The organism is Rhodococcus sp. Leaf247 (assembly GCF_001426185.1).
Classification (GTDB): domain Bacteria; phylum Actinomycetota; class Actinomycetes; order Mycobacteriales; family Mycobacteriaceae; genus Rhodococcoides.
The window spans coordinates 346,272-371,578 of the sequence record NZ_LMRP01000004.1; the positions used below are offsets into that span (position 1 = coordinate 346,272).

Sequence of the window (25,307 nt, forward strand, 5' to 3'; positions counted from 1 at the left end):
TGCGTTAGCGTTCCCACCATGAGCGAAGAACTGCTGCACGGACCCATCCACGACACGCACGTGGCTCTCGGCGCGACGTTCGCCCCGTTCGGCGGGTGGACCATGCCGGTCTCCTATGCCGGCACGGTGTCCGAGCACACCTCCACCCGCACCACCGCGGGGCTGTTCGACGTGAGCCACCTCGGCAAAGCCGTCGTGACGGGTCCGGGCGCCGCCGCGTACGTCGACTCGGTGCTGACCAATTCCCTCGACCGCATCGGACCCGGCCAGGCGCAGTACACGCTGTGCTGCACCGAATCCGGGGGCGTCGTCGACGACCTGATCGCCTACCTCGTCTCCGACGACGAGGTGTTCCTGGTGCCGAACGCGGCCAATACCGCTGCCGTCGTCGAGGTTCTCGCCGCGGGAGCGCCCGACGGCGTCACGGTGCGATCCGCTCACCGCGAGTACGGCGTCTTCGCCGTGCAGGGTCCGCGGTCGGCCGAGGTGCTCGCCGCCGTGGGTCTGCCGTCCTCGTTGGAGTACATGGCGTTCGAGGACGTCGACTTCGAGCACGGATCGGTTCGCGTGTGTCGCACCGGCTACACGGGCGAGCACGGCTACGAACTCCTGCCGCAGTGGGACACCGCCACCCCGTTGTTCGACGCGTTGCTCGCCGCCGTGCGCGCCGTCGGCGGCGAGCCGGCCGGTCTGGGTGCCCGCGACACTCTGCGCACCGAGATGGGCTACCCGCTGCACGGACACGAACTCTCGGTGGACATCACGCCATTGGAAGCTCGATGCGGATGGGCGGTGGGCTGGAAGAAGGAGGCGTTCCGCGGCCGCGACGCCCTCCTCGCCCAGAAGGAGGCCGGCGCTCCCCGGACCCTCGTCGGGCTCCGTGCTGTCGGACGCGGAGTGCTGCGACCGGAACTGTCGGTCCTGCGCTCCGGCGAGACCGTCGGTGTCACGACGTCGGGGACCTTCTCTCCGAGTACCAAGGTGGGGATCGCCCTGGCGTTGCTCGACACGTCGGCGGGTGTCGCCGTCGGCGATTCGGTCGACGTCGACGTGCGTGGTCGAGCCCTCGCGTGCGAGGTGGTCAGGCCACCGTTCGTGGAGCCGAACGTGCGGTGAACGACGTCGGAGGGCTGGCCTAGGATGTTGCGCATGAGTGGTCTGGAGTTCACCCGTGTCACGCATCCGGCGCCCGTCACCGATGAGGCGCGCGCGCAGATTCTGGCGGCTCCCGGTTTCGGTGTGCACTTCACCGACCACATGGTGTCCATCGACTACGACACGGCCGTCGGCTGGCACGACGCCGTCGTGACGCCGTATGCGCCGTTCCTGCTGGACCCGGCCGCGATGGTGCTGCACTACGGGCAGGCGATCTTCGAGGGACTCAAGGTCTACCGTCAGCCCGACGGCAGCCTCGCGTCGTTCCGCCCCGGTGCGAACGCGGAGCGTCTGCAGTCGTCCGCCGCCCGTATCGCGATGCCCGAATTGCCGGTCGAGGTCTTCCGCGAGTCGATCGAGCAGCTTCTCGAGGTCGACCATGAGTGGGTGCCCGTCGCGGGCGGCGAGGACGCGCTGTACCTGCGGCCCTTCATGTTCGCCACGGAGGCCGGTCTGGGCGTGCGTCCCGCGTCGTCGTACCGCTACCTCCTCATCGCCTCACCGGCCGGCGCGTACTTCCCGCGCGGGGTCAAGCCGGTCAGCGTGTGGCTGTCCACCGAGTACGTCCGCGCCGCGCCGGGTGGAACGGGTGCCGCGAAGTTCGCCGGCAACTACGCGGCTTCCCTGCTGGCGCAGGCTCAAGCCGCGGATCAGGGCTGCGACCAGGTGGTGTGGCTCGATGCCCTCGAGCGTCGCTACGTCGAGGAGATGGGCGGGATGAACCTGTTCTTCGTCTTCGGCTCCGGCGCTGACGCACGGCTGGTGACGCCGTCGCTGTCCGGGTCTCTGCTGCCCGGCATCACGCGAGACTCGTTGTTGGCGTTGGCGACCGACGCCGGTTTCCCCGTCGAGGAACGCAAGATCTCCACCGACGAGTGGCAGAAGAAGGCCGAGTCGGGAGAGATCACCGAGGTGTTCGCGTGCGGCACTGCCGCCGTCATCACCCCGGTGGGCAGCGTGAAGTCCGCGGACGGCGTGTTCACCATCGGCACCGGGGAGCCGGGCGAGGTCACGATGGCGTTGCGCGACACCCTGACCGGCATCCAGCGTGGCACCTTCGCCGATACGCACGGGTGGATGAGCACGCTGCGCCCCGCGACCGCCTGAGTCGGTCAGATCTCGATAAGACACAGGACGAGCACCAGCGTCGTCGTCAGTTCGATGACAGCGCCCAGGACGTCGCCGACCATGCCGCCGAAGCGTCGGACGCAGTGCCGGACCAGCACGGCGCCGACCGCGAGGGCCACGGCGACCGCGGCGACACCCTGGAACCACCTCGGTCCCGCCAGCGCGCCGACGACGAGTGCGACGGCGGACCACGACACCGTCGTCACGGTCGTCTGAGTCCCGGCGACCAGCGACCCGAAGCCGGTGGTGCCGGCCGCTGTGACGGAGCGTCGGCACGCGAGAACGACAGCGCATCGTGCGGCGACGGCTGCCGCGACGACGGCGAACCCATGGCCTCGATCCACCAGTGTCCCCATCGCCACGCCCTGCAGGCCGAGACACAGCGCGACGGTCGCCACCCCGAAAGGACCCGTGGATCCCGACTTCATCACCTCACGAGCGCGGTCCGGAGGGCCGTAACACCCCAGGCCGTCCGCAGTGTCGGCGAGACCGTCCAGGTGCATTCCGCGGGTCAGCAGAGCGTGCGCCGCGACACCGATCAGACCGGCCGCTGCCGGGGGAAGTCCGCCCGTCACGGTGAGCCACACCAGCGCCGCGACGAGTGCGCCGAGCGCCGCCCCGACGACCGGGACCACCGCGATGGCGCGGCGCGCGTCGTCACGATCGACGGTGTCCGGTCCCCGCACCGGGAAGACGGTGAGCCAGGAGAACGCGAGCCGCAACGACCTCATCGGCCGTTGTCGGTGACACCGGCATCGGTGAAGGTCGCCATGTCGGCGAGGGTGGCGACGGCCCCCGACAGGATGGGCAGAGCGACCATCGCTCCCGATCCCTCCCCGAGGCGCATGGAGAGGTCCAGCAGTGGATCCATGCGGAGGTGCGCGAGCGCGAGGGCGTGCGCCGGCTCCGTCGACCGGTGACCGGCCAGCCACCATGCGGAAGCACCGACCGACAGATCGTTCGCCACCAACGCTGCCGCCGTGACGACGACTCCGTCGAGGACGACAGGGGTCCGGCGCACCGCGGCCTGGATCAGGAATCCCGTCATGGCCGCCAGATCGGCGCCGCCGACGGTGCGCAGCAACGCGATCGGATCCTTGACGACGGGGCGGGCGCGTCTCAACGAGTCACGGATGGCCGCCGTCTTACGGATCCATCCCGCGTCGTCCACTCCGGTGCCCCGCCCCACGGCGGCGACAGGCTCGGTATTGGTCACCGCGGCGATGAGAACCGTTGCCGGAGTGGTGTTCCCGATGCCCATGTCGCCCGCGATCAGGAGGTCGGCTCCGCCGTCGACCTCCTCGTCGGCGATGTCGCGACCCGCGGCGAGGGCTGCGCGCACCTCGTCGTCCGAGAGCGCGTCCTCACGGTCGATCGACCCGCTCGACCGGCGCACCTTGTACGTCGACACGGACTCGTCGGTCTCCGCGTCCACAGCCATGTCGACCACGCGGACGCTTGCGCCGGATACCGTCGCCAAGGCATTGATGGCGGCACCGCCGGCGGCGATGTTGGCGACCATCTGGGCCGTCACCTCGGGTGGGTAGGCGGACACTCCGTGCTGGGCGATGCCGTGATCTCCGGCGAAGACCACGGCCCGAGCGCGCGCGAAACGATGGGGTGGGCACACACCCTGACACGACGCGATCCACACGGCCAGATCCTCGAGACGCCCGAGCGACTCGGCAGGCTTGGTCAGGACGGCCTGCCTCGAGCGAGCCTGACGCGCGATTTCCGCGTCGGGAGGGTCCACCGGGCTGAACAGTGCGGGGCTGTCGGTCACGACGTGCCTCTCGGTCGATCGGTCGACGGTGTGTGCGTCGGGTGTGTGAGGGGTAGCGGAAGTCCGGCGACCAGGAGGGTGACGGCGTCGCACGTCTGTGCCAGTCGTGCGTTCACCGACCCGATCTCGTCGCGGAAGAGTCGGCCCGCCCGCGTCTCGGGGATCACGCCGAGACCGACTTCGGGAGAGACCATCACCAGCGGTCCGGGATGACGGTCGACCGCGTCGACGAGGGCGTCGACGGCCGGCTGGACGGTGCCACGCGGCGCATCCCACGCCTCGAGGTCGTCCAGTGCGCCGGTGAGCCACGTGCCGAGGTCGTCGACGAGAGTCGGCATGCCGTGGTCTGTCAGAGCTGCAGCGAGGTCGTCGTGCGCGGAGATCTCCAACGTCGACCAGTGGCTCGGTCTGGTGCGGCGATGCCGATCGATGCGGTCGTCCCAGTCCGTGTCGCCGGGGTTGCGTCGTCCCGTCGCGATGTAGCGCACGGCGGAGCGGCCGGCGAGCAGTGCTTCCGCGTGGCCGGATTTGCCGGAGCGTGCACCACCGAGAACGAGTGTCCGGTGTGTCACCGCGATGTGCGGATCAGACCGCGTCGCCGGGGCCGACGCGCGGCTTGGGTGCGCGCATCTTGCGGACCTGCGACGCGCGGACGAACGTGTACCACCCGAGCTTGAAGCCACCGTCGGGCGTCTCCGGGAAACGATCGCGCACCCGGTTGTTGACCCGTCGGCCGAGGAAGTACCCGTCGATGGCCATGAAGATCATCATGATGAACAGCGCCAGGGTGACGATCGACTGGACCGCGGGGCTCAGGAACAGGGCTACCAGCAGGATCAACGCCATCGGCATGAACAGTCCGACGAAGTTGCGCCGCGAGTCGACGAGGTCGCGGGCGTACGCACGGACGGGTCCCTTGTCGCGAGGCAGAAGGAACTTGTCCTCACCGGCCATCATGCGGGCGCGCTGATCGGCCGACTTGGCACGACGCTCCGCGGAGGCGATCTTGCGCTCTTCCTTCGACCCGCGCGTGGCCTTGCGCCGCGCACGCGCTTCCTTGGCCGTCAACGGAGCCGGCGCGACAGGACCGCGTCGGCGACCTTCCGCCTCGCGGCGGGACGGTGTCGGACGGCCCTTGCTCACGCTGACCTTGCCGGTAGCAGGCGACGCGGTGGTGGGCTCGGTCCGATCCGCGGCGGTCGACTCGTGGTCGACGGACTTGTCACCGGACTTACCGAAGGGCAGCTTCACACGCACAGGCTATTCGACGGAGACGACAGGGTGAACACCGCAGTCCGTCGATAGAGTGACCCGATGCGCGTTCTCATCGCCCCCGATTCCTTCGGAGACACCCTGACCGCGGCCGACGCCGCCGCCGCCATCGCGGCCGGATGGTCGAGCGAACGCGACGACGACCTGATCCTCGCTCCGCAGTCCGACGGCGGGCCGGGCTTCGTCGACGCTCTGGCCGTGGACGGCGGGCAGGTGGTCGAGACCGTCGTGGCGGGTCCTCTGGAACACGACGTGACGGCGCGATGGCTGCTCGACGGCACCACCGCCTACATCGAGGTCGCGCAGACCGTCGGGCTGCACCTCCTGGGGTGCACACCCGACGTCGAGACGGCAGTCGGGGCGCACAGCAGGGGAGTGGGACAGCTGATCGCCGAGGCGATCGGCCGCGGTGCGCGCACCGTCGTCGTCGGGCTCGGCGGCAGCAGCTCCACGGACGGTGGCTACGGCATGATCCACGCGCTCGGCGGACCCGATGCTGCGTCGGCCGCACTGCGCGACATCGAGCTGGTCGCGGCCAGTGACGTCGACAACCCACTGCTGGGACCGCCCGGCGCAGCCGCGGTCTTCGGACCGCAGAAGGGTGCCGACGCGAAGACTGTCGAGCTGCTCGAGGCGCGCAACGCCGAGTGGTGCAGCGAACTCGACCGTATTGCCGGGCGGAACGTCGCGGATCTCGAGGGCGCCGGCGCCGCGGGTGGCCTCGGTGCGGCCCTGCTGGCGTTGGGGGCCACCAGGACGTCGGGCGCGGACGTCGTCGCCCGGCGCACTCGTCGCCACGAGGTGATGCCCACCGTGGACCTCGTTCTCACCGGTGAGGGCAAGTTCGATTCGCAGTCGCTGCGCGGCAAGGTGGTCACGGCGCTGGCGGCGGCCGCATCCGAGCACCGCATCCGCACCATCGTCCTCGCAGGTCAGGTGCACCTCGACGAGGCCGAGATGCGTGGTGCGGGAATCGAGGCTGCACATTCGGTGACCGACTTCGCCGGATCGGTCGAGCTCGCGATGTCGGACGCCCGAGCGCAGCTGACGGCGCTGTCGGCAGAGGTCGCACGTCACCGATTCTCGGTGTGACGCACCCCGGCGATCGTGTGGAATACCGGGGTCGGGAGTACCGTTGACCATGTTCGCTGGCGTTATGCCGAGAGGGCACGAACGATAGGGAGAACCCATGACTGTGCAGAACGACGTCGTTACCAGCGACGTGACCACCACCGGTGCCGACACCGAGACGCATGCCGTCCTGATGACCGAGGCCGCTTCGTCCAAGGCGAAGGCACTCCTCGACCAGGAAGGTCGCGACGATCTGGCTCTGCGCATCGCAGTGCAGCCCGGCGGATGCGCAGGACTGCGCTACCAGCTGTTCTTCGACGACCGCTCGCTCGACGGCGACCTGGTCAAGGACTTCAACGGCGTGACGCTGGCCGTCGACCGGATGAGCGCGCCGTACGTCGAGGGCGCCTCGATCGACTTCGTCGACACCATCGAGAAGCAGGGCTTCACCATCGACAACCCGAACGCCACGGGTTCGTGCGCCTGCGGTGACTCGTTCAACTGAGTCACATGCTCTGACCTGCTCCACCGTCGTCCCCGGCTCCGAACCTGGAGCCGGGGACGACGTGCATGTGGGGTTCACCGCATGCTCACCCGGGTAAGGTTCACAGCAGTTCAGTTCACAAGCACCTGCTGCGAAAGGCCCTCGGACGTGACCATTGCGGTGTCCGGCTCCATAGCTACCGACCATCTGATGCGATTCCCCGGTCGCTTCGCCGACCAGTTCCTCGCCGATCAGCTCGCCCACGTCTCGTTGAGCTTCCTCGTCGACGACCTCGTCATTCGCAAGGGTGGTGTCGGTGGCAACATCGCATACGCCATGGGTGTGCTGGGTGCGGCACCTCTGCTGATCGGTGCTGTCGGTCCCGACTTCGCCGAGTACCAGTCCTGGCTGGAGGACAACGGAGTCGACTGCTCCGCGGTCACCCTGTCCGAGACGGCTCACACGGCCCGTTTCGTCTGCACCACGGACGAGGACATGGCACAGATCGCATCGTTCTACCCCGGAGCCATGACCGAGGCCGGGGACATCTCCGTCACGGATATCTCCGAAGGGCGTGACCTCGACCTGGTCCTCGTCGGGGCCAACGATCCGGCCGCGATGATGCGCCACACCGCGGAGTGCCGCGAACTGGGCCTTCCCTTCGCCGCCGATCCGTCCCAGCAGCTCGCTCGGCTCGACGGCGCACAGGCCACCGAGCTCATCGAGGGCGCCGAGTACTTGTTCACCAACGAGTACGAGTGGGGCCTGCTGCGTCAGAAGACCGGTCTCACAGAGTCGCAGATCCGCGACAAGGTGGGTCTGCGCGTGACGACGCTGGGCAAGAACGGCGTCGAGATCGTCGGCAAGGACGGCACCGACCTGCGTGTCGGCGTGGTCCCGGAGACCAGCAAGGTCGATCCCACCGGAGTGGGCGACGCATTCCGCGCAGGCTTCCTCGTCGGTCGTGCCAAGGGCCTCGGTCTCGAGCGGGCCGCACAGCTCGGATCGTTCATCGCCGTTCTGGTCCTCGAGACCACCGGCACTCAGGAATGGACACTGGTGCGTGACGACGCGATCAAGCGTCTGACCGAGGCGTACGGCGACGACGCCGCGAACGAGATCGCCGCCGTACTTCCTCGCTAGATCCTCCCGGCCGACCTACCCGCTAGAGCCGGACGGGGTAGGTCGGTTCCGCGATGGCAGGCACGATGCGCTTCTCGACGAAGATGCCGTGCCACACCATGAAGATCAGCACCGTCCAGAGTCGACGGCTGTGATCGCTTCGACCCTCTCGATGGTCGTTCAGCATGCGAGTGATCGCCGCCTTGTCCAGCAGGTGGTCGGTCTGCGAGTCGGCGATCTGCTGGTGCGCCCAGTCGAACAACTCGGTGCCGCGCAACCAATGCCGCAGCGGCACAGGGAAACCCAGCTTCGCGCGGTTCAGCACATGGTCGGGCACGATGCCGTCGAGCGCCTTGCGCAGCGCGTACTTCGTGGTCGACTTCGTGATCTTCTGCTCGAGCGGCAACTGCTCCGCCACCCGGAACACCTCGTTGTCGAGGAACGGCACACGGAGCTCCAGCGAATTGGCCATCGTGATCTTGTCGGCCTTGACCAGGATGTCGCCGCGCAGCCACGTGAACAGGTCGAGGTGCTGCATGCGCGCCACCGGATCCCACCCGACGGACTGCGCGTAGATCGGCGCCGTCACGTCCTGGTGGGTCCACTCGGGCCGGAACTCCCGCAGCACCGAGCGAAGCTGGGCGTCGTTGAAGCTGCGGGCGTTTCCGTAGTACCGCTCTTCGAGAGTCATCGATCCGCGGTTCAGCAGGCTCTTGCCGCGGGTGCCCTCCGGAATGCGCTCGCTGAGCCGACCTGCAGCACGGCGCAGGGAGGAGGGGAGCTTGTCGAACGGTGCGAGCGACAGCGGCTCGCGATAGATGGTGTAGCCACCGAACAGCTCGTCCGCGCCCTCACCGGACAGCACGACCTTGACGTGCTTGCGAGCTTCCTTGGCGACGAAGTAGAGCGGCACCAGCGCTGGATCAGCCACCGGGTCGTCGAGGTACCAGACGATCTCGGGGATCGCCGCGGCGAACTCCTCCGGTCCGACGACCTTGATGACGTGCTTGGCACCGATGGCTGCGGCCGACTCGGCGGCGACATCGACCTCCGAGTACCCCTCGCGTTCGAAGCCCGTCGTGAACGTGACCAGATCGGGGTTGTGGCGCATCGCCAACGCGGCGATCGCCGTCGAGTCGATACCGCCCGACAGGAACGAGCCCACCGTGACGTCGGCACGCATGTGCTTGGCGACGGAGTCCTCGAGAGCCTGAGCGATCTCCCGGTAACGGGCAGCCTCGGTACCGGACGCGACAGGGCGTACCGGGAACGTCGGCCGGAAATACCGCGTGACGACGGGAGCGGAACCCGGCGTCAGCCGAGCGAAGCAGCCGGACTCCAGGCGGACGATGCCGGCATGCAACGTCTCCGGTTCGGGCACGTACTGCAGCACTGTGTAGTGCTCCAACGCGCGGGGGTCGAGCTCGTCCGACACACCGAGCTTCCCCATCAGATCGAGAATGCTCTTCTTCTCGCTCGCGAACGCCGTACCGCCGGTGCCCGTGGAGTAGAAGAGCGGCTTGATGCCGAACGGGTCACGTGCGAGGAACAGTTCACGCTTCTCGGTGTCCCACAGAGCGATGGCGAACATGCCCCGCAGCTTGCGGACGGCGTCGTCACCCCAGAAGTGGAATGCGGCGACGATCGCCTCGCCGTCCCCCTCCGTCGCGAAGACGGCGCCGTGCTCGGCGGTCAGCGTCGCGCGCAGCTCGAGGTAGTTGTAGATCTCTCCGTTGAAGACGAGCGCATAGCGGTCCGGGTTGTCCTCGGGGCCCCACCGCAACGGCTGGTGGGAGTGCTCGATGTCGATGATCGAGAGCCGGTTGAAACCCAGCGCCAGATCGGCGTCGTGCCACGTACCCGGCTCGTCCGGGCCGCGATGCCGCATGCACTGCGACGCGGAGCCGACGGCATCGACGACATCTTCCGCGGATGCGTTCGGTGTCAGCAGTCCCAGCAGTCCACACACGGTCGGCAAGCCTCGTTTCGATCGATGTGACAGCCGATCGCGCAGGCTCGGCCGTCGGGGAACGCCGGACCACGGGCCCGGCGAGTGTCGGTCCGAGTATGCCGCAGTCGCCGCCGCGACCACAGTTGCGCCGCCGACCAACACGTGGCCCACCCGACACGAGAACCGAGGCCGCTTTGGTCTACGCTGCGTAGTACACGGACACATCGTGCACGCAGGCCGCTCGGCCTGCAGCGCGAGGCGTGTTCGTACTCTCCATCTTGGCAATCAGGAAGGCGTGATCGTGGCGCAGCGTGGTGGTGGATCCGGCCGTCGGATGACACGGCGAGTCGGATTGGTGGCTTCTCTTGCAGTGGCCGCCGTAGTGCTGTCGGGCTGCGGCATCGACAACTCGGTTCTTCGGTTCGGGTGGCCCTCGGGCATCACCCCGCAGGCCGAGCGCATGCGAGAGCTGTGGACCTGGTCGGTCATCGCGGCTCTCATCATGGGCGTCATCGTCTGGGGCCTCACGTTCTGGACCGTCGCGTTCCACCGTAAGAAGAAGGACTCCCCGGAGTTCCCTCGCCAGACGGCCTACAACGTGCCGCTGGAGCTCTTCTACACGGCCGTGCCGTTCGTCATCATCGCCGTGCTCTTCTACTTCACCGTCGTGGTGCAGAACTACGTGCAGGAGAAGCAGGACAACCCGGATGTCGTCGTCGACGTCACCGCGTTCCAGTGGAACTGGAAGTTCGGCTACCGCACCGTCGACCTCAAGGACGGCCGGGCGATCTACGACGGCACCGACGAGGAGCGCGAGCAGGCAGCCGAAGAGGCCGGCACCACCGAGGGTGAAGAGCCCGGCCCGCTGTTCGGTCGCGAGAAGTCCGACCAGTCGTACCTGAACTACAACGACATCGAGACCGTCGGCTCCAGCAACGAGGTGCCCATCCTCGTGCTGCCGACCGGTAAGCGCATCGAGTTCGAGATCGCGTCCTCGGACGTCATCCACTCCTTCTGGGTGCCCGAGTTCCTGTTCAAGCGCGACGTGCTCCCGAACCCGAAAGAGAACCACTCGGACAACGTCTTCCAGATCAGCGAGATCGAGCAGGAAGGTGCGTTCGTCGGGCGCTGCGCCGAGATGTGCGGCACCTACCACGCGATGATGAACTTCGAGGTCCGCGCCGTCAGCCCCGAGGCATTCGAGTCGTACATGGATGCCCGTCGTGACGGACAGACCAACGCTCAGGCACTCGAGTCCATCGGCCAGGAGCCCCTCGCGACCTCCACGTCGCCGTTCAACACAGATCGCACGCTCAAGAGTGCGACCGTGGCAGAAGGAAACTGACACCACATGAAGATCGAAGCGAAGCTCTTCGAGATCCTGACCGGGTTCTTCATCCTCGTCGGAATTCTCTACGGCGTGTTCACCGGCTTCTCACGTACCGGCATCGAATGGGCAGGCCTCACCGCCATCGCCCTCTCCGCCGGTCTGACGCTGATCGTCGGTACGTACTTCCGATTCGTTGCTCGTCGCTTGGACACCCGTCCCGAGGACTACGACGACGCTGAGGTTGCCGACGGTGCAGGCGACCTGGGCTTCTTCAGCCCCGGTAGCTTCTGGCCGATCATCCTCGCCGGATCCGGTGCCTTCATGGCCCTGGCCTTCGCCTTCTACGAGCCGTGGATGCTGGCTCTGGGCGCCCTCGCCATCATCGGTGCGGCTGCCGGCCTGGTCTTCGAGTACCACGTGGGACCCGAGAAGCACTGACACACTCTCCCCAGAACGTCCCCAGCTGATGCTGGGGGCGTTCTGCGTTGTCGGAGTGTGTGCTGGGGGGGTTGGTCGGTCCGATCGGCGCGGTGATTGTGGTGGTGAGTGGTGGCGATTGGTGCGAGCGCACACCCCTTCCATTCGTTCGCACCGGGACTCGCCGTGGTGACACGCCGGTGTTCCGCTGGAGGGGGTGTGCGGTCGTGCTGAGGCGGGCTCGTCTAGGTTCGACGCGCACCTTGCAGCCGAACGCGCACTCTGCAACGTCCGCTCTGTAATGGGCGGTGCGCGCATGCCGGCCGATTCTCAGTAGCGGTGCTGTGCTGTGAGCGCACACCCTTTCCATTTACCTGCACCGGGACTCGCCGTGGTGACGCGCCGACGTTTCGCTGGAGGGGGTGTGCGGTCGGGTGGGGTGGGATGGCGCGGCCCGCCCGGTGCGGCGCTTGACGGCCAATGCTCATCTGTAGCGACGCAGGGGTGCTGAGCGACGCGAGCGCACACCCCTTGCAAGTACCCGCACCGGGACTCGCCGTGGTGACACGCCGTCGTTGCGCTGGAGGGGGTGTGCGGTCGGGTGGGGTGGCGCGGCCCGCGCGGTGCGGCGCTTGACGGCCAATGCTCATCTGTCGCGACGCAGGGGTGCTGAGCGACGCGAGCGCACACCCCGTCCATGTACTCGCGCCGGGACTCGCCGTGGTGACACGCCGGTGTTCCGCTGGAGGGGGTGTGCGGTCGTGCTGAGGCGGGCTCCTCTAGGTCCGCCGCGCACGTTGCAGCGCATGTCGTCGTAGTGGTGCCGGGCGTCGGGAGCGCACACCCCCTCCATCTACCCGCGCCGGGACGCGCCGTGGTGACACGCCGGTGTCCCGCTGGAGGGGGTGTGCGGTCGTGCTGAGTGGCGCGGCCCTGCACGGTGCGGAGCATGACGGCTAATTCTCATGTGTCGCGTTGAAATGGTGCTGGAGCGACGCGAGCGCACACCGCTTGCAAGTACCCGCACCGGGACTCGCCGTGGTGACGCGCCGACCTGGCGCTGGAGGAGGTGTGCGGTTGCGCCGGAACCGACGCGTCCACCCCGACCCGGCGGTGGGGGAGGGGAGTGCTGGGAAACGAGAAGAGGCGCCACCCGTATCGGGTGGCGCCTCTCATCCATTACTCGGTGGGGTCAGTGTCCGTTTGACTCCGGATCGTGACCGTTGCCGTTCGCATGACCGTTGCCGTTGGCGTGACCGTTGCCGTCCGCAAGGCCGTTGCCGTTCGAGCTTCCGTTGCCGTTCGAGTGGCCGTTGCCCTGCGCCAGAACCTTCGCCTGGTACGTGCGGAGCATCGTGAGCTGATCGTGCTCGCCCTCGTGCGACAGACGCTCGTGCAACCGGTGCTCTTCGTCCGAGTCCGGAGTGAAGATGCTGCCGGAGCCGGGCTTGCCGGCCGATCCGAGCTTGTTCATCTTCTTGGGCAGTGCAGCGCCCTGGTACTCGAGGGGGAGCGGATGTCCGTGCTCGTCCACCGGGCCCAGAGGCTGGTGGATCTCGACGTAGGCACCCTGCGGCAGGCGCTTGATCACGCCGGTCTCGATGCCGTGCTCGAGCACCTGGCGATCGCTGCGCTGCAGACCGATGCAGAAGCGGTAGGTCAGCAGGTAGGCGATCGGAGGCAGGACGACCAGGCCGATGCGGCCGATCCAGGTCATCGCGTTCAGGGAGATGGCGAACTTGTACGCGATGATGTCGTTCACGCAGGAGAGCGTGAGGACCACGTAGAAGGCGATCGCCATCGCGCCGACTGCAGTACGCACCGGCACGTCGCGCGGACGCTGGAGCAGGTTGTGGTGTGCGTCGTCCTTGGTGAAGCGCTTCTCGATCCAGGGGTACGCGATCATGATCGCGAACACCGCACCCATGATGACGGCCACCCAGAACACGGCCGGGATCATGTAGTTGCCGAGGTAGAGCTCCCACGCGGGCCACAGTCGAGCGAGGCCGTCGGTCCACATCATGTAGAAGTCGGGCTGCGAGCCTGCGGACACCTGCGACGGGTTGTACGGGCCGAGGGCCCACACCGGGTTGATCTGCAGAACGCCGCCCATGACCGCGAGGACACCGAACGTCATCGCGAAGAACGCGCCCGACTTCACTGCGAAGACCGGGAGGATGCGGACGCCGACGACGTTGGTCTCGGTGCGGCCGGGGCCGGGGAACTGCGTGTGCTTCTGGTACCAGACCAACGCGAGGTGAGCCGCGATGAGCGCCAGGATGATGGCCGGCAACAGGAGAACGTGAGCGACGTAGAGGCGCGGGATGATGATCGTGCCCGGGAAGTCGCCGTTGAAGATCAACCAGTGCATCCACGTGCCGACCACCGGGATGGAGATGGTGATGCCGGAGAACGCGGCGCGGAGGCCGGTGCCGGAGAGCAGGTCGTCGGGGAGCGAGTAACCGAAGAAGCCCTCGAACATGGCCAGGATGAGCAGCAGCGAACCGATGACCCAGTTGGCCTCACGCGGGCGGCGGAACGCACCGGTGAAGAAGATGCGGGCCATGTGCACGATGATCGAGCACGCGAACAGCAGCGCTGCCCAGTGGTGGATCTGGCGGATGAACAGACCGCCGCGGACCTCGAAGGACAAGTCCAGCGTGGTCGCGTAGGCCCTGGTCATCTCGACGCCGCGGAGTGGTGCGTACGCGCCGTCGTAGATCGTCTCGGACATGGAGGGGTCGTAGAACAACGTGAGGTACGTGCCGGACAGCAGCAGGATGATGAAGCTGTACAGCGCGATCTCACCGAGCAGGAACGACCAGTGCGTCGGGAAAACCTTGTTGATCTGTCGACGCATGCCCGCAGAGAGGTGATAGCGGGAGTCGACGCCCTCGGCCTGCTTCGCAGCGAGAGTGGCGATGGTTGGACTCATCGTGAACCTTCCGATGACGACGCAGCAGAAGCGTTCTCCTGCTCGTGTACTCCGGCCGGACGTTCCCAGTAGGCGGGTCCGAGCGGCTCGATGAAATCGCCCGCGGCAACGAGGAAACCGTCTTCGTTCACCGTGATGGGCAGCTGCGGAAGAGCACGTGCGGCCGGTCCGAAGATCGGCTTGGCGTATTCCAACGCGTTGAATTGCGACTGGTGGCACGGGCAGAGGATCCGGTTGGTCTGCTGCTCGTACAACGATGTGGGGCAACCGAGGTGGGTGCAGATCTTCGAGTAGGCGAAGTAGTCGCCGTAGTTGAAGCTCTCCTGGCCCTTGCGCTTGACCGTGCGGTCGGCGTCCTCGGTGCGGAGACGGATGAGCATGACGGCGTTACGGATTCCCTTGAGAGCGTGTGACAGCTCTTCTTCGTTGCCGCGTTCGGACTCGCGGAACGGGAACACGGTTTCCATGGCGCCTGCATCGAGATCTTCGGGACGTACCAGCACCACGTCGTCGACGCGGCCGGTGTAACGCCGCAGGTAGATCGTCTCTCCAGGGTAGCTCGGGGTCCATCCCGAGACCCAGAGCGACGACTCGTCGCCCTCGGCCCACGGGTTCTTGATCAGGCCACCGAGCGGAAGGATCGACATGATGCCGAGTGCGCCGCCGCCGAAGACGAGGCTGCGCTTGATCATCTTGCGACGACCCAGCGTGGACGTGTCGAAGGAGTCGCTGAGTTCGGCGACGACCGTCCTCTTGTCCACCTCGCTCGAACCACCGTCGTGGCGATCCTGGATGGACACCTCTTCGGGGATGAACTTCTTGGTGAACTGCACGGCGCCCACGCCGACGCCGAGGATGGCCAGACCCATGGTCAGACCGATCAGCGGTGTGTAGAGGCTGTACAAGCCGTACTGGTCCTCGCCCATGCCGGCGTACTGCCACGGCCAGAAGAGGTAGATGGCGATGAAGGCGATCGCGGAGACACCGGCGAGGAAGAACCAGAGGCTGACGCTGCGCTCGGCGCGCTTCTCGGCCTTGGTTCCGGGGACGGGCCAGCGTGCACGACGGAACGCCACATCGACGTGGTCGAGGTTGGTGCCGAGTGCGACGAGTTCGTCGCGGCTCATGGCGGACAGTTCCTCGTCCGTGTACTTACGGTCCGGATCGAATGCCCTGCGGTCGTCGGCAGTGCCGTCTTCCGGGAAGTTGTCGCCGCTCATGACCTCACTCCGATCCACAGTGCTGCTCCGACGATCAGACCGATGCCGACCACCCAGATGGCGATGGCTTCCGTGCCGGGGCCGAATCCGCCGAGTCCGTATCCACCGGGAGGCTGAGTCTCGGAGGACGACTTGACGTACGCGATGATGTCTTTCTTCTCTTCGGGCGAGAGCTGGCGGTCCGAGAACTTGGGCATGTTCTGCGGTCCGGTGACCATCGCCTGGTAGATCTGCTGCTCGTTGGCCGGGTCGAGCGTCGGGGCGTACTTGCCCGAGGAGAGTGCGCCACCTCGCCCGGTGAAGTTGTGGCACGACGCGCAGTTGAGACGGAACAGCTCGCTGCCGCGGGCGACATCGCCGCCGCGGAGCGACTCCTGCTCGATCTCGCCGCTGTCGCTGCGCACGACCGTGGGGCCGCCGCCGTTCGCTTGGATGTACGCACCCAGGGCGTCGACCTGCGCCTGGTTGTACTTCGGCTGCTTGCGCTCGGCCTGTGCCTCGTTACGTGCCATCGGCATACGTCCGGAGGAGACCTGGAAGTAGACAGCAGCTTCGCCGACGCCGATCAACGACGGTCCGCGATCCTTGACGCCCTGGAGGTTGGCGCCGTGGCACGTCACGCAGGACGTGTCGTAGATCTGCTGACCTTCGCGCACCATGGCTGCGCTGTCTTCCTGGGCGGTGGCGACCTGCGCATCGGGCGTGAGAGCCGCCGCGAGGAAACCCGCGCCGACGAGGCCCATGAACAGCACCATCGCGCCACTGACCCGGCGACGTGTGCGACGACGGCGGTTGGCCTTCTTCGCGGAGGCAGTCGGGGTGCCGCTCTGGACGACGACGCCGTCGTCGTCGGGTGTGCCGGGGGGTGAAGAACTCATCTGTATCCCTTGTCGTGTCGGGACGGCTTGTCGGATGTCACCGATGAGGCTGTCATCGGGTATTCGACGCCTGCTCGGTCAGCGGATGAAGTAGATCGTCGCGAACAGCGCGATCCAGACGATGTCGACGAAGTGCCAGTAGTAGGACACGACGATGGCGGCGGTTGCCTGGGCCGGCGTGAACTTGCTGACCAGGGTCCTGGTGATCAGGAAGACGAACGCGATCAGTCCGCCGATGACGTGCAGGCCGTGGAAGCCGGTGGTGATGTAGAAGACCGAGCCGTAGACGCTGCTCGAGATCGACGTTCCCTCGTGCACCAGGTGGTAGTACTCGTAGCCCTGGCCGGCGACGAAGAACGCGCCCATGACCAGCGTGAGGGTGTACCAGCGGCGGAGGCCGAAGACGTCACCGCGCTCGGCGGCGAACACACCGAGCTGGCAGGTGAAGGACGATGCGATGAGCACCGCCGTCACGGGTACGGCGAGCGTCAGGTTCAGCTCGGTGGGCTCCGGGGGCCACTGACCCGGCTCGGCCTGGGCCCGCGCGACGAAATACATCGCGAAGAGGCCGGCAAAGAACATCAATTCGCTGGACAGCCACACGATCGTGCCCACGCTGACCATGTTCGGCCGGTTCAGCGAATGGACACGCTGGGTGATGGCGGATCCCGAAGTACCTACTGCGCTCGTCACATCCGCAAGTATGACCCGTCGTAGTACGAAAGGCATAGCCGGGTATCGGTTGGCGCGTCGAGCGTCGTTCGCGCGCGCGTAGCAAGAACGAGCAATCTCGGACGGTACGGCCCCTCTTCCTGGACTTTTAGTTCAATAGGGCCGGTCTGCCCACGTCGGAGCGGGTCGGAGTCGGCGGACAGTGGTGTTCGCGACACCACCGGTGGAGTCTCGACTCGAGCTCTAGAGTCGGTGGCGCGAAGGTCTCCTCCACCGCCGTCTGGCACTGTCGAGGGATGACTTCGGGCACCGGTCGTGGGCGGACTCCATGGTGGCGGCGGCTGTTCGGCAAGACGCCTCCGCCGCCGCTCGACGCCACGCGGGAGGATCTCGTCGTGGTCGCGTCGTGCTTCGACGACGTGGAGGCGTGCTCGGCCACGTTGGAGCGTGCAGCGAGCGAGGAGCCGGCCTGGTCCGCGGACGACGACTGCGTCCTGCGTCACCACCTGTTGCTTCCTGCCGACCAGGTGGCCGACGCGGTATCGGTCGCCGCCCAGGACGGCTACGCCGAGGCGACGACGGGCCCTATGGCGCAGACGCCCGGACACCTGCCCGCCGACGTGCCGACGGGAACGCTCCTGGTTCTGCAGCGAGTGCAGATTCTCGACGCTCTGCACTGTTCGCAGGAACGGTCGAGGATGGCGGGCCTCGCTCAGCGACGCGACGGCGTGGTGCTGGGCTGGGATGCGCTTCAACCGGCTGCGGAACCGCCGTCCGGCGAGCACTAAGCTTCCCGCTCATGAGCGCAGGGGACAGCACGCGGACATGGGCGAAGGTCCTCGGGACCTTGACGTCGCGCCACGACCTGACGGGCGCGGACACGGCGTGGGTGATGGACGAGATCATGTCCGACAACGCCACGTCCGCCCAGATCGCGGCGTTCGGTGTCGCTCTCAAGATGAAGGGTCCCACCTCCGACGAGTTGCGCGGACTGGCCGACTCGATGCTCGGCCATGCCAAGCGCGTGCCCGTGGACGAGGACGTGGTCGACATCGTCGGTACGGGCGGCGATCGCTCGAACACCGTCAACATCTCCACCATGGCCTCGGTCGTCGTGGCCGCTGCGGGTATCCGCGTGGTCAAGCACGGAAACCGTGCCGCGTCCTCGAAGAGCGGCGGCGCCGACGTGCTGCAGGCACTCGGGGTCCGCATCGACCAGGGTCCGGACCAGGTCGCGGCGAGCGTCGCCGAGCTGGGCATCGGATTCTGCTTCGCGCCCGTGTTCCACCCTGCGTTGCGCTTCGCCATCGCCCCTCGCAAGGAGATCGGTATCCCCACGGCGTTCAACGTCCTGGGCCCGTTGACCAACCCTGCGAGTCCGCGTGCCGGGCTGGTGGGATGCGCGTTCGACGACCTGATAGACGTCGTGGCCAGCGTCTTCGCGGCCCGCGGGAATTCGGTGCTGGTGGTGCGGGGAGACGACGGGCTCGACGAGATCACGACGTCGACGACCACGTCGGTACGTATCGTCCGGGACGGGACCATCGAGCACACCGTGCTCGATCCGCGCGATCTCGGCATAGAGCGAGTGCCGCTCGACGCTCTTCGCGGCGGCGACGCCGAGGACAACGCGGCAGCGGCGCGGCGCGTGTTCGCCGGTGAGACGGGTCCGGTGCGGGACGCGGTGCTGCTGAACGCGGCCGGCGCGATCGCCGCGTTCCGGGGTATCGGCGACTCCCTGGAGGACGCGCTGGCCGACGGGCTCACCGCGGCCGCGACAGCGATCGACACCGGAGCAGCGCAGACGTTGCTCGGTCGGTGGGCCGAGTTCACCTCGGCCTGACTGCTTTACTCGCCGATGGAGAAGCCCGCGTCGATGTCCGCGCTCGAGTAGGACTTGAACGCGATGTGGGTGTCGGTGCGGACTACGCCGTCGATGCGGTTCACGCGCTCGGTGATGACCTCGGCGATCTCCTCGTGGCTGCGGACCTTCACGACGGCGATCAGGTCGACGTCGCCGGCGCAGGAGAACACCTCGGACACGCCGGGGACGTCGGCGACGGCCCGAGCGGTCTCCGGAATCGTGTGCACCTCTGCGTGGATCATGACGATGGCGGTGATCATGGCAAAACCTTCCGAGAGATGAATTGCGGCCGAGCCTAGTTCGGCGGAGTCCTCCGGCGCGTCACCCCCACGCCATCGTTCTCTCCCGTTCGCGACGGCTCGCATCCCGTACGGCGGCGCACCACGGTGCCCATCGGCCGGCGCCGTGAGCGGGTTCGGACCAACCGTCCGTGGTGTCGACGATGCGGACTCCGCCCGAGTCGAGCCAGCGTGCCAGGAGCGCGACCTCCTCCGGCGTGGCTCCGCGAAGGGGAGTCTCGTCCGGGATGACGGTGTCCGCCGCGGAGATCAACGCGTCGACGACGGGCATGGGCGGGACTCCGCGGCGGGACACTCCGGCGCTGGCGAGTCGGCCGTACCGGATGACGACGAACTCCCAGCCGCCGTCGTCGGCGCGACGGGCAGCGACCAGTTGCTCGATGCGTGCGAGGGCATGCAGGCGTTGGACCGCGCGGAGGGCCGTCATCAGTGCCGCGGCGCGATCACGCAGACGTGCCGCGGATTCGAAGAGGAGATCGGTGGACAACGCGTCGATCCGTGCGGCGACTGCCGCGAGCACGGACGGGTCTGCTCCCGCTCCGAGACGACGGAACGACTCCGGGGCATGGGAGTACTCCTCGGCGTCCATGGGCCCGGAACCGGCCGCGGTGCACCCCCCGACCGCCTCGACGGCGCATTTCTCGTGCCGCGCCGAGGCGGGAATGCGGTGGGTGCACGAGCGGAGCCGGGTGTACTCGGCGATGACCGCGGCAGCGTCGGCGGCGGCGCTCCGTACCGCGAAGGGGCCCACCGCGCCGGGGGAGGGCGTGCGGACGATGGAGAGGCGCGGGAACGCCTCGGAGGTGAGCGTCAACCACCAGCCCTTGCGGGGGTACTTCGATCGACGGTTGTACGGCGGGGTGTGTGCGCTGATGAGTCGCAGCTCGTGGACACCCGCCTCGATGGCGTGAGCGCACTCGACATGGTCGACCCGCGTCGCGAGCGCCACCATCTCCTTCATGCGGCCACGGGTTTCCGAGCCGGTGAAGTAGTTGCGCACCCGGCGGTGGAGGTTCCTCGACGTGCCGACGTAGAGCACTTCGTCCGAGGGGCCGCGGAAGAGGTAGACACCGGGAGCGTGGGGCAGCCCGGCCGCCAGTGTCCGTTTGGCGCGATGGGCAGCGGTGACCGTCGGCAGATAGTCGACCAGCTCGGCGTAGCTGTGCACACCTTGATTGCCGACGCGTTCGATCAACGCGTGCAGGACGTCGACTGTCGCGCGCGCATCGTCGAGCGCACGGTGGGTGGGCCGGGTGGAGACCTCGAAGAGCGTTGCGAGTGACGACAGCTTGACCGACGGTGCCTCGTCCCTGGACAGGACACGTCGGGCCAGCTTCACGGTGCACAGGACCCGGAACGACGGCCACGCCAGATCCATCCGGGTGGCGGCAGCACGGAGGAAGCCGGTGTCGAACCGGGCGTTGTGCGCCACCAGGACGCTTCCGCGAGCGAATTCGACGAAGGTGGGGAGCACTCGTTCGATACGGGGAGCGTCGATCAACATCGCGCTGCTGATGCCGGTGAGCTGGACGATGCCGGGCGGGATGGACCGACCGGGGTCGACGAGGGTGGCCATCTCTCCGATGACCCGCCCGCCACGGACCTTGACGGCCCCGATCTCGGTGATCGCGTCCTCGCCGGGACGCCCGCCCGTGGTCTCGAGGTCGACGACGACGAAGGTCGTCTCCCGCAGCGACATGTCCATCTCGTCGAAGGCGAGTTGCAGGCCCGTCGGCGCGGCGCCCGATGTCGCCGACGCAGCTGCCACGTACGCCCCGTCGGGACGCCGGGCCGGTCCGGTCTCGCTTCGCACATCCGGGACCGTAGGGGGTGCCACCGACAAGAACGACGGGGCGTTCTCGCCGGCCTGCCGTGTCGGTGGGCGCCGTTAGCGTCGGCGTCGATTCGCGTGATGATCGGCCCCGGCCTCCTTGTGATCCGGTACGAACATCACGGCCGACAGCACGAAACTTGAATGAGACGAGGATCACATGATTGTCGATTGTGGCGAGTGCGTGGTGCGGGGCGACGCGTGTTCGGACTGTGTCGTGTCGGTGCTGCTGGGCGTTCCGGGCATGCCGTCGGCACCCTCGGACGGCCCCTCCGATGCACCGTTCGCGGCACGCCGATTGAGGCTCGAGCAGGACGAACGTGCCGCCATGGACGTCCTCGCGGAGAGTGGGTTGGTACCCCGGCTGCGTCTGGTCGGCAAGGTCGTCCCGTCCCCCGAGGAGTCGACACGCGACCGGCGTGACTCGGGCCCGGAACACGTCGCGGGCTAGTGCTTCCCGTGATCGAACCGCGACACGGAGACGGTGGGCTCGACATCTTGGATGCCATTTCGTAATCTTTCCGAGACATTGCGGAGTCGTGCAGCGCCACCAGGGACTGCGTCGCAAGGTCACCGCCTAATCGGCCACCTCTTCCGGGTGGTCGTACCGGGAACCCACCGTTACACCGGGGTGAATCCCATCGAGTCGCGTGGCGGCTCGATGAGTAGGGCTGATCTTCCCAGCCCGAACCCGTCAGCTAACTCGGTCGGCGGATATCAGGAAGAAACGGAGCACCTCTTTCTCGTGGCGAAACACCGTAAGCCCAGCACCACCTCGCGGCCTGTCCGCAACGTTCTCGTCGCCGGAGCCATCACGGCCGGCGCAGTCGTCGTCCCGGCGGCGCCCGCCTTCGCGGCCCCCGTCGAGATCCCCGGTATCGGAACGTTCGAGGTTCCGGACCAGATCCTCAGCCAGCTCCCCCCGCTTCCGCAGGTCCCGGCACTTCCCGGTCCTGCCGCACCGACGTCGAGCGCAGCGCAGATCGCCGTCCAGGCTGCCGAGAGCAAGGTCGGCGCGCCGTACGTGTACGGAGCAGCCGGCCCCAACGCTTTCGATTGCTCGGGACTGATGAAGTGGGCGTACCAGCAGGCCGGCATCAACCTGCCGCGTACCAGCTACGACCAGGCTGCCGCCGGCGTCCCCGTCTCGCAGTCGGACCTGCAGCCCGGTGACATCGTGTCCTTCTACGGTGGATCGCACTCGGGTATGTACGTCGGCAACGGAAACGTCGTCCACGCATCCACGGAGAGCCAGCCCGTCAAGGTCGCTCCGCTGTCCTCCATGCCGTTCGACGGTGCGCGCCGCTACGCCTGATCGATCGCTGTAGCTCCGTCGCAGGAGTACTCGTCCGACACCGGCAGTAACCGATCACGCGGTCGGTTACTGCCGGTGTCGACGACTTTCGGGAATGTTTCGCGTCGAAAAGCGGGGTTCGTGGACAGAATCCACGGTGTCGTCGTAATCTTTCCGTGACTCCCCGCGATTCGGCAACGGATCGCATCATGTTTCGGATCAGTTCCAGATCGGAGAACCACTCACGTGCCGTCTTCGGTATCCACGCGGTCGGGTGTGCGCGGGGCGATCCTCGCCGGCGTTCTGACCGCCGCTCTCGCGTTCATCCCGGTCGGCGCAGCGTCGGCCGATCCTGTTCCCGGCGAATCCGCCTCGGATGCGGTCACGCGCCTGGCGGACCTGTCCCGCGAGTCGGAACAGACGACCGAGGCCATGCACAACGCCCAGATCGACCTCGATGCCAAGCTGGCAGCTCAGTCCGACGCGGACGGGCGCCTCGACGCCGATCGGCGTGCCCTCGCCGATGCCCGCGCGCAGATCGACTCGGTCCGCCCGGCAGTCGACAAGATCGCTCGGGCCAACTACCAGGGAGCGCGCACCAACCGCCTGTTCGCGGTGATGGTGAGCGACTCTCCGCAGCAGCTGCTCGACCAGATGTCCGCCCTCGACATCATCTCCACCGATGCCGCGGCAACCGTCGGCACGTTCAACGAGGCAACCGCTGCGGCGGCCGCGGCCGAGGCTGCATCGCAGCAGTCGGCGGACGCCGCTCGCACCGCGACCGAGCAGGCCAAGGCGGTCAGCGACGACCTCCAGGGCAAGCAGAGCAGGCTCCAGAGCGAGATCGCCGATGTCATGGCCGCTTTCGGAGCGCTGTCCGAGCCGGAGAAGGCAGGCCTCGCGGGTGCGGCATTCCCCCCCGGATTCGATCCCGCCACCATTCTGGGAGCCCTGACACCGGGGTCGCAGACGGGAGCGCTCCAGGCCGCGTTCACGCAGATCGGAAAGCCGTACGTCTGGGGTGCGACCGGACCCGACGGGTACGACTGCTCCGGTCTGGTCGTGTGGGCGTACAAGCAGGTCGGCAAGACGCTGCCGCGGTCCAGCCAGGCGCAAGCCGCAGGTGGAACGCCGGTGGCCAAGGAAGACCTGCAGCCGGGTGACGTGGTTCTGTTCTACAACGACGCTTCCCACGTAGGCCTGTACGCAGGCAACGGGAACGTCGTCCACGCGTCGACGTTCGGGGTGCCGGTCCGAGTGGAGTCGATGGCGTCGTGGCCGTTCTACGGCGCTCGCCGATACTGATCCTTCGCGCCACGGCCGCACTGTTGGTCGTCGCGGCCGTACTCGCCGGATGCTCGTCCGGTGCTGTGGACGACAGAGGTGGCTCGGTTCCGGTCACCGCGGTCGCGGACGACGCTCGCACAGCAGGAGTGACCGCACTACTCGACAGATGGACGTCGGCGTTGCGCGACAACGACGACGCGGCCTTGCGTAGCTTGTTCGACCCGTCAGCCGACCCTGCCTTCGTCGATCGCGAAGTCGCGCGTGCAGCATCCCTGCAGGACGTTCCGCTGTCGGACTTCGGGTACGAGATCACGCCAGGGCCCGAGGTGCCGGTGGAGCCCACCCTGGCCGATTCGCTGGACGCCACCGAGGTGTGGGCTCCGAACGTGGTTCTGCGGTACGCCTACCAGGACTCCGACATCGGTCCCACCCGGCGTGATGTCGCCTTGGTCGTCGCGCGCCGCGGAGACACGTGGGCGCTGGTGTCCGACGCCGATGTGCCCCAGTACGCCCGCACGACGTGGCGCGGACCGTGGGACTTCGGCCCCGTTGTCGTACGCCGAGTTCCCACCGGCTCGACGACGTCGCTGGTGATCGGGCACGAGGGCCAGCGTGACTTCATCGACGCGCTGGCGGCCGATCTACCGGCCGCTGTCGACGCCGTGACCGGCTTCGTCGGCATCGGGTGGTCGCGGCGAGCTGTGCTTGTCGTGGCGGGATCCGACGCCGAATTCACCAGTAATGCCAATGGCTCGGTCCTCACCGATGTCGCCGCTTCCACCATTGCGGACCCCGTCGAGAACGGTCTGGTCACCGGTCAGCGTGTCGTCTTCGGCCCGACGGCCGCGGATCGTCTGACGGACAGCACCCGGCGGACAGTGCTGCAGCACGAACTCACCCACGTGGCGACGCGGTCGATCACCGGGGAGGGCGCACCGCTGTGGATGCTCGAGGGCTACGCCGATTACTCGGGATACCGCGGGTCCGGTCTGACGTTCGAGCAGATCGCGCCGACTCTGGCAGCAGTGGTTCGAGCAGCGGGGCCGCCCAGGGTGCTGGCCGAGGACTCGGATTTCGCGGCGGGTGGGTCGCGGGGCGCGATCGCCTACGAGTCCGCCTGGTCGGCCTGTGCATTCGTCGCCGACCGTTACGGCGAACCCGTTCTGAAGAACCTCTATCGCCGGTTCGCGGCGGGTCCTGTCGATCCGACGGTGCGTGACCGCGCGTTCTCGGCGACTCTCGGCATCGGGACCGCGGAATTCCTCGAGCAGTGGGGCGCGTGGGTCGCCGAGCAGGCGGGCGCGCCGGCCTGAG

General features: G+C 67.5%; 24 protein-coding genes and 1 riboswitch. Of the genes, 13 read left to right on the forward strand and 11 right to left on the reverse strand.

Going from position 1 to position 25,307, the window contains the following annotated elements; all coding sequences use genetic code 11:
• Positions 1-18 precede the first annotated feature (18 nt).
• Both gcvT and ASG64_RS19625 read left to right on the forward strand, forming a co-directional pair.
• Positions 19-1,116: a glycine cleavage system aminomethyltransferase GcvT gene (gene gcvT, locus ASG64_RS19620; protein ID WP_042575213.1), complete on the forward strand. Its 1,098-nt coding sequence runs from the start codon at positions 19-21 to the stop codon at positions 1,114-1,116.
• A gap of 33 nt (positions 1,117-1,149) precedes the next feature.
• Positions 1,150-2,262 carry a branched-chain amino acid aminotransferase gene (locus ASG64_RS19625; protein WP_056075755.1) on the forward strand — a complete coding sequence of 371 codons (1,113 nt, stop codon included), beginning with the start codon at positions 1,150-1,152 and terminating at the stop codon, positions 2,260-2,262.
• Positions 2,263-2,267: 5 nt separating this feature from the next.
• Here ASG64_RS19625 and ASG64_RS19630 read toward each other — a convergent pair whose 3' ends face one another.
• From ASG64_RS19630 to ASG64_RS19645, 4 genes are read right to left on the reverse strand one after another with little or no spacing between them, the layout of a single operon-like run.
• Positions 2,268-3,014 (reverse strand): adenosylcobinamide-GDP ribazoletransferase, encoded by a 747-nt coding sequence (locus tag ASG64_RS19630; protein ID WP_056075758.1) that lies wholly within the window; start codon positions 3,012-3,014, stop codon positions 2,268-2,270.
• On the reverse strand, positions 3,011-4,066 hold the full coding sequence (gene cobT / locus ASG64_RS19635; RefSeq protein WP_056075761.1) for a nicotinate-nucleotide--dimethylbenzimidazole phosphoribosyltransferase: 1,056 nt from the start codon (positions 4,064-4,066) through the stop codon (positions 3,011-3,013). The genes ASG64_RS19630 and cobT overlap by 4 nt, the downstream gene beginning before the upstream one ends.
• Entirely contained in the window at positions 4,063-4,644 is a 582-nt protein-coding gene (locus ASG64_RS19640; protein ID WP_056076325.1) for a bifunctional adenosylcobinamide kinase/adenosylcobinamide-phosphate guanylyltransferase, read from the reverse strand. The genes cobT and ASG64_RS19640 overlap by 4 nt, the downstream gene beginning before the upstream one ends.
• Before the next feature lie 7 nt (positions 4,645-4,651).
• Entirely contained in the window at positions 4,652-5,311 is a 660-nt protein-coding gene (locus tag ASG64_RS19645; protein ID WP_052493293.1) for a DUF3043 domain-containing protein, read from the reverse strand.
• A 69-nt stretch (positions 5,312-5,380) separates the two neighbouring features.
• Between ASG64_RS19645 and ASG64_RS19650 the strand changes: the two genes are divergently transcribed.
• The 3 genes from ASG64_RS19650 to ASG64_RS19660 all read left to right on the forward strand — a co-directional run bounded on the left by ASG64_RS19650 (position 5,381) and on the right by ASG64_RS19660 (position 8,036).
• On the forward strand, positions 5,381-6,430 hold the full coding sequence (locus ASG64_RS19650; protein ID WP_056075764.1) for a glycerate kinase family protein: 1,050 nt from the start codon (positions 5,381-5,383) through the stop codon (positions 6,428-6,430).
• Between the two features lie 97 nt (positions 6,431-6,527).
• A complete protein-coding gene (locus ASG64_RS19655) occupies positions 6,528-6,914 on the forward strand; it encodes a HesB/IscA family protein (RefSeq protein ID WP_042575208.1) in 387 nt (128 codons plus the stop codon).
• A gap of 147 nt (positions 6,915-7,061) precedes the next feature.
• A complete protein-coding gene (locus tag ASG64_RS19660) occupies positions 7,062-8,036 on the forward strand; it encodes a carbohydrate kinase family protein (RefSeq protein ID WP_042575207.1) in 975 nt (324 codons plus the stop codon).
• 22 nt (positions 8,037-8,058) lie between these two features.
• Here the strand turns inward: ASG64_RS19660 and asnB are convergent, their stop codons facing one another.
• Complete coding sequence (asnB, locus tag ASG64_RS19665) at positions 8,059-9,984, reverse strand: asparagine synthase (glutamine-hydrolyzing) (RefSeq protein ID WP_056075766.1); 1,926 nt, start codon at positions 9,982-9,984, stop codon at positions 8,059-8,061.
• 316 nt (positions 9,985-10,300) lie between these two features.
• On the opposite strand from asnB, the gene ctaC reads away from it, so the two are divergent.
• Entirely contained in the window at positions 10,301-11,311 is a 1,011-nt protein-coding gene (gene ctaC, locus ASG64_RS19670; RefSeq protein ID WP_197074781.1) for an aa3-type cytochrome oxidase subunit II, read from the forward strand.
• A gap of 6 nt (positions 11,312-11,317) precedes the next feature.
• Positions 11,318-11,734 (forward strand): cytochrome c oxidase subunit 4, encoded by a 417-nt coding sequence (locus ASG64_RS19675; protein WP_042575204.1) that lies wholly within the window; start codon positions 11,318-11,320, stop codon positions 11,732-11,734.
• 1,171 nt (positions 11,735-12,905) lie between these two features.
• On the opposite strand, the gene qcrB is transcribed toward ASG64_RS19675, so the two are convergent.
• From qcrB to ctaE, 4 genes are all read right to left on the reverse strand, one after another.
• Positions 12,906-14,648: a cytochrome bc1 complex cytochrome b subunit gene (gene qcrB / locus ASG64_RS19680; protein WP_056075769.1), complete on the reverse strand. Its 1,743-nt coding sequence runs from the start codon at positions 14,646-14,648 to the stop codon at positions 12,906-12,908.
• Complete coding sequence (gene qcrA / locus ASG64_RS19685; RefSeq protein ID WP_082518519.1) at positions 14,645-15,868, reverse strand: cytochrome bc1 complex Rieske iron-sulfur subunit; 1,224 nt, start codon at positions 15,866-15,868, stop codon at positions 14,645-14,647. The genes qcrB and qcrA overlap by 4 nt, the downstream gene beginning before the upstream one ends.
• Positions 15,865-16,746, reverse strand: coding sequence for a cytochrome bc1 complex diheme cytochrome c subunit (qcrC, locus tag ASG64_RS19690; RefSeq protein WP_082043121.1), 882 nt, complete (start codon positions 16,744-16,746; stop codon positions 15,865-15,867). The genes qcrA and qcrC overlap by 4 nt, the downstream gene beginning before the upstream one ends.
• A 78-nt stretch (positions 16,747-16,824) precedes the next feature.
• On the reverse strand, positions 16,825-17,439 hold the full coding sequence (gene ctaE / locus ASG64_RS19695; protein WP_042575201.1) for an aa3-type cytochrome oxidase subunit III: 615 nt from the start codon (positions 17,437-17,439) through the stop codon (positions 16,825-16,827).
• A 275-nt stretch (positions 17,440-17,714) separates the two neighbouring features.
• Between ctaE and ASG64_RS19700 the strand changes: the two genes are divergently transcribed.
• Positions 17,715-18,206, forward strand: a complete 492-nt coding sequence (locus tag ASG64_RS19700) for a hypothetical protein (protein WP_056075775.1) — start codon at positions 17,715-17,717, stop codon at positions 18,204-18,206.
• Positions 18,207-18,217: 11 nt separating this feature from the next.
• Complete coding sequence (trpD, locus tag ASG64_RS19705; protein ID WP_056075778.1) at positions 18,218-19,261, forward strand: anthranilate phosphoribosyltransferase; 1,044 nt, start codon at positions 18,218-18,220, stop codon at positions 19,259-19,261.
• Positions 19,262-19,266: 5 nt separating this feature from the next.
• On the opposite strand, the gene ASG64_RS19710 is transcribed toward trpD, so the two are convergent.
• Entirely contained in the window at positions 19,267-19,542 is a 276-nt protein-coding gene (locus tag ASG64_RS19710) for an Lrp/AsnC family transcriptional regulator (RefSeq protein WP_042575198.1), read from the reverse strand.
• 61 nt (positions 19,543-19,603) lie between these two features.
• On the reverse strand, positions 19,604-21,286 hold the full coding sequence (locus tag ASG64_RS19715) for a DEDD exonuclease domain-containing protein (protein WP_056076328.1): 1,683 nt from the start codon (positions 21,284-21,286) through the stop codon (positions 19,604-19,606).
• A gap of 286 nt (positions 21,287-21,572) precedes the next feature.
• Between ASG64_RS19715 and ASG64_RS19720 the strand changes: the two genes are divergently transcribed.
• From ASG64_RS19720 to ASG64_RS19735, 4 genes are all read left to right on the forward strand, one after another.
• Positions 21,573-21,863: a hypothetical protein gene (locus ASG64_RS19720; RefSeq protein WP_082518520.1), complete on the forward strand. Its 291-nt coding sequence runs from the start codon at positions 21,573-21,575 to the stop codon at positions 21,861-21,863.
• Between the two features lie 113 nt (positions 21,864-21,976).
• Positions 21,977-22,140, forward strand: a riboswitch (cyclic di-AMP (ydaO/yuaA leader).
• Between the two features lie 17 nt (positions 22,141-22,157).
• Positions 22,158-22,727 (forward strand): C40 family peptidase, encoded by a 570-nt coding sequence (locus ASG64_RS19725; RefSeq protein WP_042575196.1) that lies wholly within the window; start codon positions 22,158-22,160, stop codon positions 22,725-22,727.
• Positions 22,728-22,952: 225 nt separating this feature from the next.
• Complete coding sequence (locus tag ASG64_RS19730) at positions 22,953-24,011, forward strand: C40 family peptidase (protein ID WP_056075781.1); 1,059 nt, start codon at positions 22,953-22,955, stop codon at positions 24,009-24,011.
• The gene (locus tag ASG64_RS19735; protein WP_156388427.1) at positions 23,981-25,306 is read left to right on the forward strand and encodes a hypothetical protein; all 1,326 of its coding nucleotides are present in this window, start codon (positions 23,981-23,983) and stop codon (positions 25,304-25,306) included. The genes ASG64_RS19730 and ASG64_RS19735 overlap by 31 nt, the downstream gene beginning before the upstream one ends.
• The last annotated feature ends 1 nt before the right edge of the window (position 25,307 follow it).